General features: G+C 64.2%; 15 protein-coding genes and 1 tRNA gene. 2 read left to right on the forward strand and 14 right to left on the reverse strand.

Going from position 1 to position 15,277, the window contains the following annotated elements:
• Positions 1-85: 85 nt before the first annotated feature.
• On the reverse strand, positions 86-1,321 hold the full coding sequence (locus tag DCG74_RS28290; protein WP_172783166.1) for an acyl-CoA dehydrogenase family protein: 1,236 nt from the start codon (positions 1,319-1,321) through the stop codon (positions 86-88).
• A gap of 207 nt (positions 1,322-1,528) precedes the next feature.
• On the opposite strand from DCG74_RS28290, the gene DCG74_RS28295 reads away from it, so the two are divergent.
• The gene (locus DCG74_RS28295) at positions 1,529-2,200 is read left to right on the forward strand and encodes a TetR/AcrR family transcriptional regulator (protein WP_172783165.1); all 672 of its coding nucleotides are present in this window, start codon (positions 1,529-1,531) and stop codon (positions 2,198-2,200) included.
• 182 nt (positions 2,201-2,382) lie between these two features.
• On the opposite strand, the gene DCG74_RS28300 is transcribed toward DCG74_RS28295, so the two are convergent.
• The 12 genes from DCG74_RS28300 to DCG74_RS28355 form a co-directional block, all read right to left on the reverse strand.
• Positions 2,383-2,775 (reverse strand): RidA family protein, encoded by a 393-nt coding sequence (locus DCG74_RS28300; protein WP_172783164.1) that lies wholly within the window; start codon positions 2,773-2,775, stop codon positions 2,383-2,385.
• Between the two features lie 93 nt (positions 2,776-2,868).
• Positions 2,869-3,084 carry a hypothetical protein gene (locus DCG74_RS28305; RefSeq protein ID WP_025037058.1) on the reverse strand — a complete coding sequence of 72 codons (216 nt, stop codon included), beginning with the start codon at positions 3,082-3,084 and terminating at the stop codon, positions 2,869-2,871.
• 200 nt (positions 3,085-3,284) lie between these two features.
• Entirely contained in the window at positions 3,285-4,514 is a 1,230-nt protein-coding gene (locus DCG74_RS28310) for a CaiB/BaiF CoA-transferase family protein (protein WP_172783163.1), read from the reverse strand.
• 185 nt (positions 4,515-4,699) lie between these two features.
• Positions 4,700-5,812 (reverse strand): pentapeptide repeat-containing protein, encoded by a 1,113-nt coding sequence (locus tag DCG74_RS28315; protein ID WP_172783162.1) that lies wholly within the window; start codon positions 5,810-5,812, stop codon positions 4,700-4,702.
• 40 nt (positions 5,813-5,852) lie between these two features.
• Positions 5,853-6,890: a hypothetical protein gene (locus DCG74_RS28320; protein ID WP_172783161.1), complete on the reverse strand. Its 1,038-nt coding sequence runs from the start codon at positions 6,888-6,890 to the stop codon at positions 5,853-5,855.
• A 102-nt stretch (positions 6,891-6,992) separates the two neighbouring features.
• Positions 6,993-8,213, reverse strand: coding sequence for an MFS transporter (locus DCG74_RS28325; RefSeq protein WP_172783160.1), 1,221 nt, complete (start codon positions 8,211-8,213; stop codon positions 6,993-6,995).
• 131 nt (positions 8,214-8,344) lie between these two features.
• Positions 8,345-9,172 carry a 3-keto-5-aminohexanoate cleavage protein gene (locus DCG74_RS28330; protein ID WP_172783159.1) on the reverse strand — a complete coding sequence of 276 codons (828 nt, stop codon included), beginning with the start codon at positions 9,170-9,172 and terminating at the stop codon, positions 8,345-8,347.
• A 116-nt stretch (positions 9,173-9,288) separates the two neighbouring features.
• Positions 9,289-10,686, reverse strand: coding sequence for an MFS transporter (locus DCG74_RS28335; protein WP_172783158.1), 1,398 nt, complete (start codon positions 10,684-10,686; stop codon positions 9,289-9,291).
• A 370-nt stretch (positions 10,687-11,056) separates the two neighbouring features.
• A complete protein-coding gene (locus DCG74_RS28340; protein ID WP_172783157.1) occupies positions 11,057-11,227 on the reverse strand; it encodes a hypothetical protein in 171 nt (56 codons plus the stop codon).
• A 13-nt stretch (positions 11,228-11,240) separates the two neighbouring features.
• Complete coding sequence (locus DCG74_RS28345; protein WP_172783156.1) at positions 11,241-11,456, reverse strand: hypothetical protein; 216 nt, start codon at positions 11,454-11,456, stop codon at positions 11,241-11,243.
• Between the two features lie 58 nt (positions 11,457-11,514).
• Positions 11,515-12,849, reverse strand: a complete 1,335-nt coding sequence (locus DCG74_RS28350) for a sorbosone dehydrogenase family protein (protein ID WP_172783155.1) — start codon at positions 12,847-12,849, stop codon at positions 11,515-11,517.
• Positions 12,846-13,298: a DUF2231 domain-containing protein gene (locus DCG74_RS28355; RefSeq protein ID WP_172783154.1), complete on the reverse strand. Its 453-nt coding sequence runs from the start codon at positions 13,296-13,298 to the stop codon at positions 12,846-12,848. The genes DCG74_RS28350 and DCG74_RS28355 overlap by 4 nt, the downstream gene beginning before the upstream one ends.
• Positions 13,299-13,598: 300 nt before the next feature.
• On the opposite strand from DCG74_RS28355, the gene DCG74_RS28360 reads away from it, so the two are divergent.
• On the forward strand, positions 13,599-15,059 hold the full coding sequence (locus DCG74_RS28360) for a hypothetical protein (protein WP_172783153.1): 1,461 nt from the start codon (positions 13,599-13,601) through the stop codon (positions 15,057-15,059).
• Between the two features lie 52 nt (positions 15,060-15,111).
• Here the strand turns inward: DCG74_RS28360 and DCG74_RS28365 are convergent.
• A tRNA-Gly gene (locus DCG74_RS28365) sits at positions 15,112-15,185 on the reverse strand.
• Positions 15,186-15,277: the final 92 nt, after the last annotated feature.

The following is a 15,277-nucleotide window of genomic DNA, read 5'->3' on the forward strand; positions in this document are numbered from 1 at the left end:
TAACCGCTGACGCACTTGCGTCAAGCGGTCACCGGATCAAGCCCTGTCGTTGCTTCAGGTCGGGAGCGCCGTCGGGCCCTCCCTCTCAGTGACTTGGAGAGTTTGCATACTTCCGAAGCTCGAGCCTGGCAATGGCGCGGTTGTGCACCTCGTCCGGGCCGTCGGCGAGCCGCAGCGTGCGGATGTGGGCGTAGTCCTTGGCAAGGCCCGCTTCATCCGAGACGCCGCCGCCGCCGAAGGCCTGGATCGCCTCGTCGATGATCTTCAACGCCATGTTGGGCGCGGCGACCTTGATCATGGCGATCTCGGCCTGCGCGGTCTTGTTGCCGACCTTGTCCATCATGTCGGCCGCCTTGAGGCACAGAAGCCGCGTCATCTCGATGTTGGTCCGGGCTTCGCCGATGCGCTGTTCCCACACAGAGTGCTCGACGATCTTCTTGCCGAACGCGGTGCGCGATGCGAGCCGCTTCACCATCTTCTCCAGCGCCTCCTCGGCCTTGCCGATGGTGCGCATGCAGTGATGGATACGGCCCGGACCGAGACGGCCCTGCGCGATCTCGAAGCCGCGGCCTTCGCCGAGCAGGATGTTCTCCTTCGGCACGCGCACGTTCTCGAGCAGCACCTGGGCATGGCCGTGGGGCGCGTCGTCGAAGCCGAACACGGGCAGCATCTTCTCCACCTTGATGCCTGGCGTGTCGAGCGGAACCAGGATCTGCGACTGCTGCTGGTGCTTGGCCGCCTTGAAGTCGGTCTTGCCCATCAGGATCGCGATCTTGCAGCGGGGATCGCCGACGCCGGACGACCACCATTTGCGGCCGTTGATGACGTAATGGTCGCCGTCGCGCTCGATGCGGGTCTCGATGTTGGTGGCGTCGGACGAGGCGACCGCCGGTTCCGTCATCAGGAAGGCGGAGCGGATCTCACCGTCCATCAGCGGGCGCAGCCATTTCCGCTTCTGCTCCTTGGTGCCGTAGCGGATGAACACTTCCATGTTGCCGGTGTCGGGCGCGGAACAATTGAACACTTCCGAGGCCCAGGTGATGCGGCCCATCTCTTCCGACAAAAGCGCGTATTCGAGATTGGTCAGTCCCGCGCCGCGGAATTCGTCGTCCTCATGCTCGCTCGGCGGCATGAACATGTTCCAGAGGCCTTCGGCCTTCGCCTTCTTCTTGAGGTCCTCGAGGACCGGGATCACCTTCCAGCGGTCGCCGCTCTTGTCCTGCTGATCGTAGATCGGCACAGCCGGGCGCACGTGCTTGGCCATGAAGGACCGCACGCGGTCGAGCCATTCCTTCTGCTTGGGCGACATATCGAAGTCCATGGGACGCTCCTCTCCTTCGCTAGTCCTTTTGCCCGGACTGTCCTCCCGCATCGCGTGACCCGCAAGCGCGAATGCGCCGGCGCTGCGGACCCGCCGAAACCCAGCCGCTTTTGCGAACGAGTCCCGATTGCGGATTGACTTTTCCCGGCCTTCAAACGATAGTTTCATACAACTGTTTGAATTGCAACTCCCTCCCCGAGGGCATCCATGGCCAGCGATCATACGAGGTCTGCCATTCTCGCCGCCGCCGAACGGCTCTATGCCGACCGCGGCTTCGGCGACGTGACGCTGCGCGACATCGTCGCGGAGGCCGGCGTCAACCTCGCCGCGGTGAACTATCATTTCGGCTCCAAGGACGAGCTGATCGCGGAACTGTTCGTCACGCGGTCGATCGCCACCAACCGCGAGCGCCTGCGCGAATTGAAGGCGGCGGAGGAGCAAGGCGGCGGCCGCGCACCGATCGAGGTGATCCTGCGCGCGCTGGTCGGGCCGACCTTGCGCGGCTGCCTGGGGCCGGAGAACCAGCGCTCGACCGCCGCGCGCTTCATGATCCGCGCCTCGATCGAATCCGTGCCGCCGATCCGGCGCATCAAGAACCGCGAGATCGACCATTTGCGCAAATTCGTCGGCGCGATGCGACGGTCCCTGCCCGACCGCAGCGACGTCGACATCTATTGGGGCCTCAACTTCGCGCTCGCGATGGCGCATCACACCATCCGCGAGAGCGAGCGGCTGATCAAGCTGTCGGAAGGCAAATGCGATCTCGACGACGTCGAGGACGTGGTCGCGCGCGTCGTCAGCGTGGCGACGATGGCGCTGACGGCGGGGCGGATGGAGAGCAAGGCGCCGGCGCGTACATTGGTGCGGGATGCGCGTTGAAGATCGTGCCGCCGCCGCAGCGACGGTGTGCTCCCTCGCCCCGTTCTTACGGGGAGAGGGTTGGGGTGAGGGGCCTCTCTCCGCGCGTGAGACTTTCGAGGCACCTGTACCCCCTCACCCGGATTGCATCTTCGATGCAATCCGACCTCTCCCCGCAAGCGGGGAGAGGTGAAGCCACCACCTCACATCATCGCGATGCAGTCGATCTCGACGTCGAAGGGGCCAAACCATTTCGGCGTGCAGACGAAGATTCGCGCCGGCGGGTCATGCGGGAAGTAACGCGCATAGACCGCGTTGAAGGCCGCGAAGTGTTTTGTGGAGGTGCAGTAGACGTTGCACTTCATGACGTTGTCGAGGGAGGCGCCGGCCGTCTGGAGGCACAGCTTCATCTGCTCCATGATGATCTCGCTCTGGCGCTCGATCGGGGCAACGGCGATCTCGCCGGTGCCGGGGTCGAACGGTGGCAGGCCGGAGACGAAGATCATGTTGCCGGCGCGCGTCACCGGCGAGGCCGGCGCCTTCCAGCGATCGAGGAACGACGAGATCGGTTCGACGCGGAGCGCTTCGCGTTTCATGGCGGCCACCTTCGGTTCGAGCGAATCTATCCGCTGACTACACTAATCGTAGCCGGCATGGTTCGCTTAAGCTCGAAGTGTGGATGCGGGGAACTACGCCCGCTGCGGCATCTCCTCAGCCTCTTCCTTGGCGAGCAGCAACAGCATCTCGATTCCCATCTCACCTTCCTGCGGTGAGCGGATGAACTTGATCTCGTCAGCGCTCTGCCGCAGCGCGGCAATGATGGCGACGGCCTGATTGGCGGTGGCCGCCTCGGTCGCCAGAACGGCCTTCTGGTCCTTGGCCTGGAACCCGATCGTGTAGGACATTCACTTCCCTCCCCGAACTCAAGTGGAGAGATCGAAACAGAGTCTGAGGCAAAGCGGAAGCCTGTGCGACTACGGACCGGGATTAGCTGGGGATTGTGGGCAAGCTTCACGCAAGCCCAACATGGCGCGCGCGTCCATGGCTGTCGCAACAGTCGCGCTGCGCCTGAATTCCGGCTTCTCGGCGGCGGGAACAGAGAGCGTCAGATGATGCCCTGCTGCTTCAGCGCCTCGATCTTGCCGGCATCATAGCCGAGCTTGCCGCCCAGCACCTCCTGTGTGTGCTCGCCCAGAAGCGGCGGGGCACGGTAGTCCTTGATCGGGGTCTCCGAGAGCGTCAGCGCGTTGCGGACCAGCGACAGATCGGGCTCGAAGGGGTGGTTGACCTTCACGCGCATCCCGCGCGACTGGACGTGCGGGTCGGAGAACACCTGCTCGAAATTGTTGATCGGCCCCGAGGGCACACCGGCCTCCTCCAGCTTGTCCAGCCAGTAGGCTACCTTTTGCTTCAGGAACAGGCCGGCGAAGATCGCCATGATCTCCTTGCCGTGCACGACGCGGTCGTTGTTCTTGACGAAGCGCGGATCGCTCGCGAGCCCGGGCTCGCCGAGCACGGCGCAGGTGCGCTGGAACTGGCCGTCATTGCCGACCACCAGCATCAGCTCGCCGTCGGCGCAGCGGAACACGCCGGCCGGCATGCCGCCATTGCCCCAGGTGCCGCGGCGCGGCGGCGTCTTGCCATTGACGAGATAGATCTGCAGCCAGTGCGACAAGGATGCGATCACGGTATCGAACAGGCAGACGTCGATGTGCTGTCCCTGCCCGCCCCTGGCGTCGCGATGGTAGAGCGCCGACAGAATTCCGATCGAGGCGTTCATGCCGGTCATGTAATCGACGATCGACGGGCCGACCTTCATCGGGCCCTCGCCAGGCTCGCCGTCGATATGGCCGGTGACGCTCATCAGCCCGCCCATCGCCTGCAGGATGGCGTCGTAGCCGGCGCGCGGCGCATAGGGTCCGGTCTGGCCGAAGCCGGTCACCGAGCAATAGATGATGCCGGGATTGATCGCCTTGATGGTCTCGTAGTCGAGGCCGTAGCGCTTGAGATCGCCGACCTTGTAGTTCTCCATGAAGACGTCGGCGTTCTTGGCGAGCTCGCGGACGATCGCCTGCCCTTCGGGCTTGGCGATGTTGACGGTGACCGACTTCTTGTTGCGGTTGGCGCAGAGATAGAACGAATTGTTGTTGTTGGCCTTGCCCTCGGGGTCGGCCAGGTAAGGCGGGCCGAAGGCGCGCGCATCGTCGCCGGTACCCGGCCGCTCGATCTTGATCACCTCCGCACCGAGATCGCCCAGCATCTGGGCCGACAGCGGCCCGGCCAGCACGCGGGTGAGGTCAAGGATCTTGATGCCTGAGAGCGGCAGGGCCGACATGTCGATTTCCTCCGGGGAACTAGATCTTGGCGGCTCAAAGCGGCCGGATCCCTTGCGGATACACCATTTTTCTCGCGCTGAGTCCTGCGCTCCGGGCATACGGCTATCCTCGGACGCTGCTCCGCAGGGCGTTCCGCACGGCGGTATTCCGCCCGGTCCCGCGTGTTCTTCGGCACACCCTTGGCCTACGGTGCGAAGGAAGCTGTGCTCGTCCTCACACGTTCGAGCAGAGCTCTGTCCTGCGAACTCAGCTTGTTCATTTCCGGACAGGGCTTGCCGTCCAGCAAGTCGCCCGCGAATTCCTTCAGCACGTCCCTGTCCTCGAGCAGAATGTCATCGAACCGGCGCTTCAGCAACGCGCGCAGGACATAAATGCCGCCATCGCGGCAACACGCTCGATGCAGATGCTTCGCGCGCGTCTTCAGGAAATTGGGCTCGCTCGGCGCTTTGTGCTCCAGATCTTCCCAGACTGAGGGCCGGCGAGACTCAGGCTGGTCGGACACAGCCGGATCAAGGACACTAATGCGCTTGATCGCATCGTTTCGGCGCCTGACATCGGAAATGCCGTCCTGAAGCGATTGCTTGAGCGCTTCGAACGTCTCATTCGTCCAGGGGCAAGCGTTCCCGACCATCCCCTTGCATGGCACAAATCTGTTGCCCCGATAGGTTTGATCGAAAACCGGAATGCGAACCCAGGGTTGGACGGCGGCGTCGGTCAGCGGATTTGGAGGCCTGCTTCTCCAGAAGAATGATGCCTGAAGTCTGGCCCCCTCTAATCTGGCCGCGGCGAACTCGGTGCCCTGGAGATCGGCAAAATTCAGTTTGGCCGCCGACAGATCGGAGAGCAGGAACGTTACACCGTACATTTTCGTCGTTTGCAGATCCGCACCGATCAGGGACGCGCCGCTGAGCGAGGCGCCCGGCAATTCAGCGCGAAACAGTGAGGCTCCATCCAGATTGGCCAGCTGCATCGACGCCCCATGCAGATGAGCCCGGGTCAGATCGGCCCCCTGCATTTGCGCCCCATCCAACAGGGCTCCCTGCAGCGAAGCGTTTCTCATGGAGGCTGCGCGAAGCCAGGTGCAATCATGTTTGTCGTGCGGATTGGCGAGTCTCGAAGTCAGATCGTCAACCCAGTCATGCTCCCACGGCTTTTCATTGCCGTTCGAGTCAGTCCTGACAAACTGCGTCTCGCCGCATCCGAATTGCGCACCTCGCAGGTCCGCACCGTCGAAATTGACCTCCTGAAGATAGGCCCCGGTGAAATCGACACCCGTGAACCGAGCCGCGGTCAGCACGGCCCCTTCCAGTCGCCGGCCTCGCAAGGACATCGGCTCGCTAGAGGACGACGCTGCACTGAACTCCGGCAGCACAAGGCGGTTGGACCAGACGCTTACGGGCCTGCGCGTCACCGCATCGACGTCTCCTGCAACCAGCAGCGTATGCAGGGACAGGAATTTGGCCTCGCGCGAGTGTTGCTCGGCCTTTGCCGGAAGTGCCGGCGACACCCATGAGGCCGGGATAAACCGCAGGGCCGGCAGCGCCGAATGCAGCCATTCCCCCGGGAATGTCGCAAGCGCGCCGATCATCAGTATCACCAGCGCGCTTGACCGCCCCCTCAACAGGCCACCGCAGGCTATTGCGTAACCTGAGACGCGCGATCCGTCCCCGGTTGATCGAGGGCCATATCGCCCAGATGAGAGCGAGGTCGATCACCACGGCCACCCGCTGCCACCAGGTGACTTGCTCGCTGTGATAGGCCAGGAACTGGAGCTGAAACAGCATCAACAACCCGATCGGCAGCACGATCAAGCTGATCTGCGCAATGAGGCGAAACATTAAACCTACTCCGCCCGATCGGACGCCGGGAGGCCCGGCGACGAATTGAACGAAGACGTTGCTCGGCAATTGCCGGCGCAAGCTCGCGCGGATGTCATCATCGTCGATTTGCAGCCGGAGCTGCTGGTGGAAGGCGCCCGCCTTGTCGGCGAGCAGCATGAAATGCAGCAGCACATAGGCATGGACGACGAGGAAAAGGGCCGGCCCCATGATGAAGAAGGCGACTAGGGGCAGTTCGACATTCAGGAACGGAAGCTTGACCGATTTCTCGAACAGGAGATCGCGATGGGTCACGCTGCCGGCTGCGATGGCGAGATACAGCAGCACGAAGAGATAGCTGAGCCAGAGGCCGGCGCTGACATTTGCTGCATCGACGACCGCGCCGCGCAATGCGTCGAGATCGTTCGCCTTGGAAGCAAATGCCGGCAGGCCCGGCTTCGGCTGGGGAGACGCATGCCCGGCAGGCGCGTCCGCAGGCGCCGGATTGGTGCCTGCGGACGGCTCGGGACCTCCTGCAGGCACCACCGGATCCGTCATCGCTGAAACCGCTTTCGGACGAAGCGACCGAAATAAAGAGCAAACGGCAATATCGCCGCACAAGGCGGCCCTGCCGACTTTATCCGAAAGGGGGTAGGCAATCTATGGGTGTATTCCTGACACCGCACCGGCCGCCCCCGCTCGCGGCCGGCGTCGAGCGAGCAGAACCAGGATCAGCACCGTCGCGCAGGAGAACGCCAGCGTCAGGCCGAGCGCGCCGCGGCTGCCGAATTGGGTGAGCAGACCGACCAGGAGCGGCGGCGAGATCGCGGAGGCCAGATTGAGCGGCAGCGCGATCATCGACATCGCCTTGGCGAACTCGGCCTGGTCGTAGAACACGAGCGGGATGGTCGCCCGCGCCACCGCCATTGCGCCGCTGCCGGCGCCATAGAGCAGGATGAAGACCGCCACCGCCCAGGTGGCGCCCTCGCTCGTCATCAGCAGCAGCATGGCGACCGGCAAGGCGCTGCCCGCGACGAGCCCGGTGGTGATGCCGTCCCATCGCCCGCCGCCGAGGAAATCCAGTCCGCGGGCGCTGACCTGGATCACGCCCAGCATCGAGCCGAACAAAAGCGCCTGAGCCGGCGCCAGCCCCTCCGCCCGGAGCAGCTCGATCAGGATCGCGCCGATGCCGAAATTGACGAAGGCGTTCAGCGTGATTGCGGCGACGACGAGGCCGAACGTGCTCCGTGCAATCGCGGGTGGCGGCAGCCGCTTCGCCGGCGCGGCGCCATCGTCCTTTGCGATCTTCCGGCGCGGCGCGGCGAACGCATAGAGCGGGAGGCTGACGAGGAGCATCATCGCCGCGTAGACCAGGCATGTCCCCCGCCAGCCGAGGTGACCGCTCAGGAACGAGGTCGTTGGCCAGAAGATGCTGCTGGACAGGCCCGTCACCAGCATCAGCGCGCCGATCGCGTTCTTGGCCTGCCTCCCCGCGATCTCGTTCAACATGATGTAGGCGCCGGTCGACAGCGTCGCGCTGCCGGCGATGCCGAGGATGATCCATGCGGCGAAATACAGCATCGGCTCGCGCGCGAGCGACAGCAGCACGAAGCCCGGCGCAGTGACGATCGTGCCGACCATCATGACCGTCCGCGCCCCGTGCCGCGCAAACGATTTGGCGAGCAACGGGCCGCACAGCCCCATCGAGACGTAGAGGACGGACGTCCCGGCGAACACTGCCGGCAGGCTCATGCCGAGATCGGCGGCGAGATCGCGCCCGACGATGGCGGGAAGCCCGATCGTGCCCCATCCGACCAGCTGCGTGATCGCAAGCACCAGCAGGACCCCGATGAGCCTGCCGTCAGATTTCAAGAACTGCATTCCAAACGTCGCCTGCCCGGCAGGCGCCGAGTACGCCTGTAGCACCTGTCTACTCGGAGACTCGGCGCACCGGAACGCCGGCCGCCGAATGGCAGGCGGCAGCCGGAAGCATGTCAGGCGAGGAAGTCGCCCTACCCTGCGATGGCGAGCAGCGATCGCGCTTCGGTCGCGGTCGCAACGCGCCGGCCATGGCGCGCGACCGCCTCGCAGGCCAAGGTCACGAGCTCGGCGTTGCTGGCAGCAAGGCGGGTCTTGTCGATGCGGATATTGTCCTCGAGCCCGGTGCGGACCGCGTCCGCGCCGCGGGCGAGCGCCCAGCCCATGACCTCCGCCTGGTGGCGGCCGATTCCGGCCGCGGTCCAGGTCGCCTTCGGGATCAGCCGCCTGAGCTCGCCCAGGAGAATGTCGAGCACATGCTCGTCCGCCGGCATCGCGTTCTTGACGCCCATGACGAACTGCACGTGCGGACGCGCGTCGATGAGGCCCGCCTCGATCAGGCGGCGGGCGCCATGCAGATGCGACAGATCGAAAATCTCGATTTCCGGCCGGATGCCGTTCGCCTTCATGCCGGTGGCGAGCGTCTCGACCAGCGCGGCGCTGTTCTCGTAGACGATGGTCGGAAAGTTCACCGATCCCGTCGACAGCGAGGCCATGTCGGGCTTGAGGTAGAGCGCCGATCCGCGCGCCGAGGGATCGCGGCCCCGCCCGCCGGTCGAGAACTGGACGATCATTCCGGGACAATGCTTCTTGATCCCCTCCTGCACCTGAGCAAAACGCTCGGGGTCGGAGGACGGCGTCTCGTCATCGTTGCGGACGTGGATATGGGCGAGCGTGGCGCCCGCCTCGAAGGCCTGATGCGTCGATTCGATCTGCTCGGAGGGCAGGATCGGCACGGCCGGATTGTCCTTCTTGCGCGGAACGGAGCCGGTGATGGCGACGGCAATGACAGCGGGGTTCATCCAGCGACCTCATGATCTTCGCGCTCGCGCGCACAACGTTCGGCTCGTCTTGCTACGCGTGAAACCCTGCCGCCGCAACATTGGTCAATCGCGGCGACAGGGCCTTTGTTCGTCCGTCAGGTCGGAAGTGCGGTCGCCCGGCTTGCTGCCGCCGCACGCTGCCGCTCATAATCGGCCCGGGCCATCGGAACGGCCTCGGGATTGCCGAGATCGTCGATCTTGACCCGATAGGTTTCGCGGGCCGTGACAGCCGCCAGCGCCGCGATGACCGTGATGCCAAAGGCGATCGCCCCGACAGTCAATGGGATGTTGGCCGAGCCGGGAGGCGCCACTGTCGCGAACAACGCAGGGAGCAATGCGGTGATCGTGGTGCCGATGTTCTGCGAGATCGCCATCGCCGACACCCTTGTGCGGGTCGGAAACAGCTCCGGATAGAAGCTCGGGAAGATCGCGTTGTAGCCCTGATAGACCACGCCCCACATCAGCAGCGACAGCAGGATGGCGAGCGGCACGTTGCGGATGCTGATGGCATAGAGATAGCCGAAGGCGAGCAGGCCGGAGAGCAGCGCGCCCACGATGATCGGAGGCTTGCGGCCGACCTTATCGGAGAGATGGCCGACGAAGGGGATGACGAACACGGCCAGCATGTTGCCGAGCACCGGGATCCAGAGATAGACGTCCTTCGCAAAGCCGATGCCATAGGCCGGCTGCACCGCATAGGCCGCGCCGAAGATGGTCGCGACGACCGGAATCACGTTCATCAGCGCCATGCAGATAACCCGGAGCATGTCGGGCCAGCTCAAGCGGATGGCCTGGACGATCGGGGCCCGCGGCGTTTCTCCGCGCTTCTCCTCTCGGGCAAAGGCCGGCGTTTCGTCGACTTCGCGGCGGATAATGTAGCCGGCGACGATGACGAAGAAGCTGAGCAGGAACGGGATCCGCCAGCCCCAGCTGTTGAAGGCCTCGGTCGGCATGTAGGCCGCCAGCGGCAGGAAGACGGCTGCCGCGAGAATTTGTCCGGCCTGCACGCCCTGAAGGGCGAAGCTCGCATAGAAGCCGCGCCGGCCGAACGGCGCATGCTCCAGGATCATCGAGCTCGCGCCGGAGATTTCGCCGGCCACGGCAAATCCCTGCACGAGGCGCAACATCACGAGCAGGATCGGCGCCAGGATGCCGGCTTGCTGATAGGTCGGCAGCAACCCGACGGCCATGGTCGAAACGCCCATCAGGAACATGCAGACGATAAGCACGGTCTTGCGGCCATGCGTGTCGCCCCAATGACCGAGCACGAACGCCCCGATCGGCCGCGCGACGTAGCCGACGCCATAGGTCGCCAGCGATGCGACGATCGCGACGGTGGGATTGTCGGATGGGAAGAAGATCTGCGGGAAGATCAGCGACGCCGCCGTCGCGTAGATGAAGAAGTCGTAATATTCGAGAGCCGAGCCGATCCAGCCGCTTGCAGCAGCCTTTCTGGACTGACTCATGACATGGATCGCACGCGTGGTAGCCATCAGAGAATGTCCTCCCGATCTGTTTTGTTTGTTGACGTCCCGTTGGCGGGCTTCGTTGGAAAATTCGGCAGCAATCCCCACGCGCTCTGCGGAGCTCCGCGAGCGCTTGGCACTGCCGATCGGTGTCTTGAGTGAGGAGGAGCATAGGCTTTTGCCTGAATAACACAATTACCCAGTTATGCGATAAACCTAACATGATGTTATGGCGGGCGAACGCCCGGGCAGCGGCTATGCCCGGAAGCCGGCGGCAGTACGCGCGATGACCGCGAAGCCGACCGCCTCGATTTCAAATGCCTATACGGAAATGATGGAGGATTGCCGCGCGGCGCGTGCGATTGATCGTTTGATCAGTTAGCTGCGCAGAGCCGCGTCAAGCCGTGTGGCCGGGATCGACGTGCTTCGGCATCTTCTTCTCGCGCTGCGGCGTCATCTTGGCCGGATCGGGCGCGCCCGGCACGCCGCGCGGGCCGAGCTGTTCGCGCTGGATGTCGTCTTCGGAGCGGGATGGCTCGACGCCGTTGGGCTCACGGGGCTTGGTCATCGCGTCGTCCTTCTCAAGCGTTGTCCCGGACGCCGAGCGCGTTGCCTCCCGCCTCGCGGCCGGGCACGCTGACATGCACTTCGTGGCCCTCACGGAGGGCCAGGGAGGCCGCGGCGACCGCGGACTCGAAGGCGGCTTCCTTGGTGGCGTACCGGCTCTTGACGTCGCCGTCATGCAGCACGCCCCATTCGTCCTGCACCGGCACGATGGCGTATTGAGCGAGACCCATTGTCCAACTCCTGGCTTTGCGTTCAAAACATCGTCTGACCTTCAACGCAGGACCGGGCTTAACGTTGCGTCAGCTGCGGATGGGTCGCGCTTACCCGCCAGACCGTGTTGCCGCCGTCGTCCGCGACCAAAAGCGCGCCTGATTTGTCGATGGCGACACCGACCGGGCGGCCGCGCGCCTGGTTGTCGCTGTTGAGGAACCCCGTGACGACGTCCTGCGCCGGTCCGCTCGGCTTGCCGTCCGTGAACGGCACGAACACGACCTTGTAGCCGTTGAGCACCTGCCTGTTCCAACTGCCGTGCTCGCCGACGAAGGCGCCGCCGCGATAGGCGGCCGACAGGCTGGTGCCGGTGTTGAAGGCGAGCCCGAGCGGGGCGACATGCGAGCTCAGCGCGTCGTCCGGCACGATCGCCTTGGCGACGAGATCCGGCCGCTCCGGCTTGACGCGGGGATCGACGTGCTGGCCGAAATAGCTGTAGGGCCAACCGTAGAAGCCGCCATCCTTCACCGAGGTCATGTAATCGGGCACGAGATCGGGACCGAGCTCGTCGCGCTCGTTCACGACCGTCCACAATGCGCCGGTCTGCGGCTCGAAGCTGAGGCCGTTGGGATTGCGCAGGCCGCTTGCGAAGACGCGCCAGCGGCCGCTGGCGCGATCGATTTCGAGGATGGCGGCGCGGTTGTGCTCGGCCTCCAGGCCGTTCTCGGTGATGTTGCTGTTGGAGCCGACACCCGCATAGAGCTTCGAGCCGTCGGGGCTGGCAACCAGGCTCTTGGTCCAGTGATGGTTGATCCGACCGCCCGGCAGCGGCGTCAGCACCGTGCCGGGCGCGGTGATCTTCGTATCCCCTTCCGTGTAGGGATATCTGACGATGGCGTCGGTGTTGGCAACGTACAGATCGTTGCCGACCAGCGCGACGCCGAAGGGCGAGTTGAGATGGTCGAGGAAGACGCTTTGCGTCTCCGGCACGCCGTCGCCATTGCTGTCGCGCAGCAGCGTGATGCGGTTGCTCTCGCCGCTGTCGCCGCCGGACGTCGCCCAGGACTCGACGAAGCCCATCACGATCTCCTTGGGCCGCTTGATCGGGGCGCCCTTCAGCGCCTTGGATTCCACCACCAGCACGTCGCCGTTCGGAAGAACGTAGAGCGAGCGCGGATGCTGCAGGCTCGTGGCGAAGGCCTTGGCCTGCAAGCCCTGCGCGACCGTCGGCGTCTCGTCCTTCTTCCAGCCGACGATGCGGGCAATGTGGATCGGCGGCAGCAGATATTGCTGGATCTCGGGAAGTGCCGGGTTGGCGCCGACTTGCGCGTTGGGATCGCCGCTGCCGTCGTTGCAGCCGGCGAGACCCAGCAGCGACGCGCACAACAGCGCGCAGGGAATCGCAGACTTCATCGCGCAACTCCCACGCCATGGCGATAGACCATGGCCCAGCCGAGCCATCCCGCGATCGGCAGGATCAGCACGGTGAGCGCGGACAGAACCAGCCCGCTCGGCCACACCGAGGTCCAGGCATCGCGCATGTGGATCATGGTGTTGACGATCGCGACGATCAGCGCCACCGCATTGCCGATCAGATGCGGCCAGGCCGGCGCCTGCGTCCGCACCAGCCGGTTGCCGAGGAAATCGGTCAGACCCGCGATCGCCGCCATCACGCCGAAGATGACGCCGGCGAGCAGCAGCCAGGCCGAAAAATCCGCCCACATGATCTCGGCGCTTGCGACATAGGCGATGTCGGTCAGCAGCGCTCCGACGAAACACGCGATCGGGATCGGCACCAGCATGGGATGAATCGGATGACCCGCGATCTGCGCGGTAGAACGCACGCGCTCGTCGTGTTGCACGATTGGCCTCGTGACCTTCACCCTGCCCGACCGGCCAACTCGTGCTGGACGCGATGGTTCCTGCTCTTGCGCGCCCGACGATTTAGCCACGACGCGCGCGCATCGCCGACATGCCCGCCGGGGGTCGTCAAACTCTCGCTCGAAGGCGGAGTCTCGGCCGGCAGGTGCGCGTCAGGTTCCTGTGCATAAGTTGTGGCTTGCGGCCTCCGAACCTCGATGGCGAGTCGAGTTGCGCGTACCATCTTAGGTAGTTTTCGATTTTGTCTTTGCGGCTTTACGTCTTTTTTTCATGGAGGGACATTGTTCGATTTCCCGCAATCGGCCATTGTGCCAGTTGATAGCCGTCACCGGGCTTCTGCCTGCGTCACTACGGTCCTCGCCGCCCTGCTCGCCGCTTCCGTGTTGGCGGCCCCTTGCTTTGCTCAACAGGGAGGCGATGCCGTCTCCCCCGCCGCCGAAACGAAGGGTGTCCAAGCGGCGACCAAGGAAAACACGACCAACACGAAGAAAGCGAACGGGAAGAACGCGACGGGCGCCCGGACGGACATTTCCGATTGCGCAGGCGGCGAGGTTTTCCAAACACTCGCCAATACGGCCAACAGCGCGGCAATCATCTACAACAGCAATCTCGTACCCGCCGGAAGCGTCGTCGAATTCGGACTTGCGAGCTCGCTCGATCCCGAAGCCCATTATTTTGCGGTCTTCCTCCAGGATAAGGAAATTCCGCAGGACGAGGTCAGGCACGGCGCCCGCGCGCGAAGAGCGGGCGAAACCGACGATCTCGTCGTGAAGCGCCTACTGAAGGCCGGCGACACCATCGTTTCCATCGATGTCCCTAACGAGGCGGCGGGGTGGTGGACCCGCCGCAATCTCTACATCTACCAGTGCGACAGCACACGAAGGCCGCTCAATGTCTCCTATCTGCCGGTCTATTTGAGTCCCTACCAACTGAGCATCTGGTTGTCGGTCGCGATCGTGGTCGCGGCGTATTTTCTCTCCGCGAAGGCCTTTGCTCGCTTGAACGACGCGACGCTGAAGGGCCTCAAGGCCTGGAATCCCATCCGGATCACGGCCGGTTCCGACAATCGCGGGAGCCTCTCGGCCTTCCAGGTGTTCTTCTTCACGATTCTGGTTTTCGCGATGCTTGCTTATGTCCTGCTTCGCACCGGCGTGCTTTCGGACCTTTCAACCACGGTCCTGGAACTGCTCGGGATCGCGGGCATCGGGGCGGCTGCGGCGAAGGGAGCAGAATCATCAAAGACCGCGCTCGACCCCGCCAATCAGGCATGGCTCATGAACAAGGGCTGGTTCGACAAGAGCTCGACCCAAGCTGCGACCGATCCAAGCTTCTACGACTTGATCTCGAGTGACGGCAGCTTTGATGTCTACCGCTTTCAAAGCCTGATCTTCACCGGTGCAGTCGGCCTCGCCCTGTTCGCCGGCGGCGTGTTTCAGCTTGCGTCCTTCACGGTCCCGCAGAACATCCTCGGCATCTTGGGCCTCAGCCAAGTGGTTTACATCGCAGGAAAGCTCGTGACCTCGAACAACGCGACGCAGTTGAATGCCGTCATAACCGACCTGCGCAACGCAGAATCCGCTTATCGCGAAGCGTCCCACAATGCCACCGAGACCCAGGAGGCAAAGGACAAGGCCGCCCGAGCAAAAGCGGCCTACCTCGACAAAGCGGGAGGAGCGGCCAAGCTTTTCACCGACGTCACCGGGCGTCCGGTCGACGCTGACAAGCTCCAGGCACCAACCTGATGGCCGCGTCGCGGGACAAATCTCGCCGGCGATGACCAATTAAATCGCGGATTGGAGCGGGTGAAGGGAATCGAACCCTCGTATTCAGCTTGGAAGGCTGCTGCTCTACCATTGAGCTACACCCGCGTCGGGCGATCCCCTAACACGGCTCGGCGGCGGTCTCAACTGCCGGGACGGCGGCTTTCGGCGGCTTTCCGGGGCTTTGCGCAGACGGCTGG

The organism is Bradyrhizobium sp. WBAH42 (assembly GCF_024585265.1).
Classification (GTDB): domain Bacteria; phylum Pseudomonadota; class Alphaproteobacteria; order Rhizobiales; family Xanthobacteraceae; genus Bradyrhizobium.

Excerpts from the sequence above, each read along its gene's own strand:
- DCG74_RS28310 (WP_172783163.1), bottom strand. The coding sequence starts at position 4,514 with ATGTCGGCCCTGCCGCTCTCAGGCATCAAGATCCTTGACCTCACCCGC.
- DCG74_RS28290 (WP_172783166.1), bottom strand. The coding sequence starts at position 1,321 with ATGGACTTCGATATGTCGCCCAAGCAGAAGGAATGGCTCGACCGCGTG.
- DCG74_RS28320 (WP_172783161.1), bottom strand. The coding sequence starts at position 6,890 with ATGACGGATCCGGTGGTGCCTGCAGGAGGTCCCGAGCCGTCCGCAGGC.
- DCG74_RS28345 (WP_172783156.1), bottom strand. The coding sequence starts at position 11,456 with ATGGGTCTCGCTCAATACGCCATCGTGCCGGTGCAGGACGAATGGGGC.
- DCG74_RS28300 (WP_172783164.1), bottom strand. The coding sequence starts at position 2,775 with ATGAAACGCGAAGCGCTCCGCGTCGAACCGATCTCGTCGTTCCTCGAT.
- DCG74_RS28295 (WP_172783165.1), top strand. The coding sequence starts at position 1,529 with ATGGCCAGCGATCATACGAGGTCTGCCATTCTCGCCGCCGCCGAACGG.
- DCG74_RS28325 (WP_172783160.1), bottom strand. The coding sequence starts at position 8,213 with ATGCAGTTCTTGAAATCTGACGGCAGGCTCATCGGGGTCCTGCTGGTG.
- DCG74_RS28330 (WP_172783159.1), bottom strand. The coding sequence starts at position 9,172 with ATGAACCCCGCTGTCATTGCCGTCGCCATCACCGGCTCCGTTCCGCGC.
- DCG74_RS28335 (WP_172783158.1), bottom strand. The coding sequence starts at position 10,686 with ATGGCTACCACGCGTGCGATCCATGTCATGAGTCAGTCCAGAAAGGCT.
- DCG74_RS28350 (WP_172783155.1), bottom strand. The coding sequence starts at position 12,849 with ATGAAGTCTGCGATTCCCTGCGCGCTGTTGTGCGCGTCGCTGCTGGGT.
- DCG74_RS28305 (WP_025037058.1), bottom strand. The coding sequence starts at position 3,084 with ATGTCCTACACGATCGGGTTCCAGGCCAAGGACCAGAAGGCCGTTCTG.
- DCG74_RS28340 (WP_172783157.1), bottom strand. The coding sequence starts at position 11,227 with ATGACCAAGCCCCGTGAGCCCAACGGCGTCGAGCCATCCCGCTCCGAA.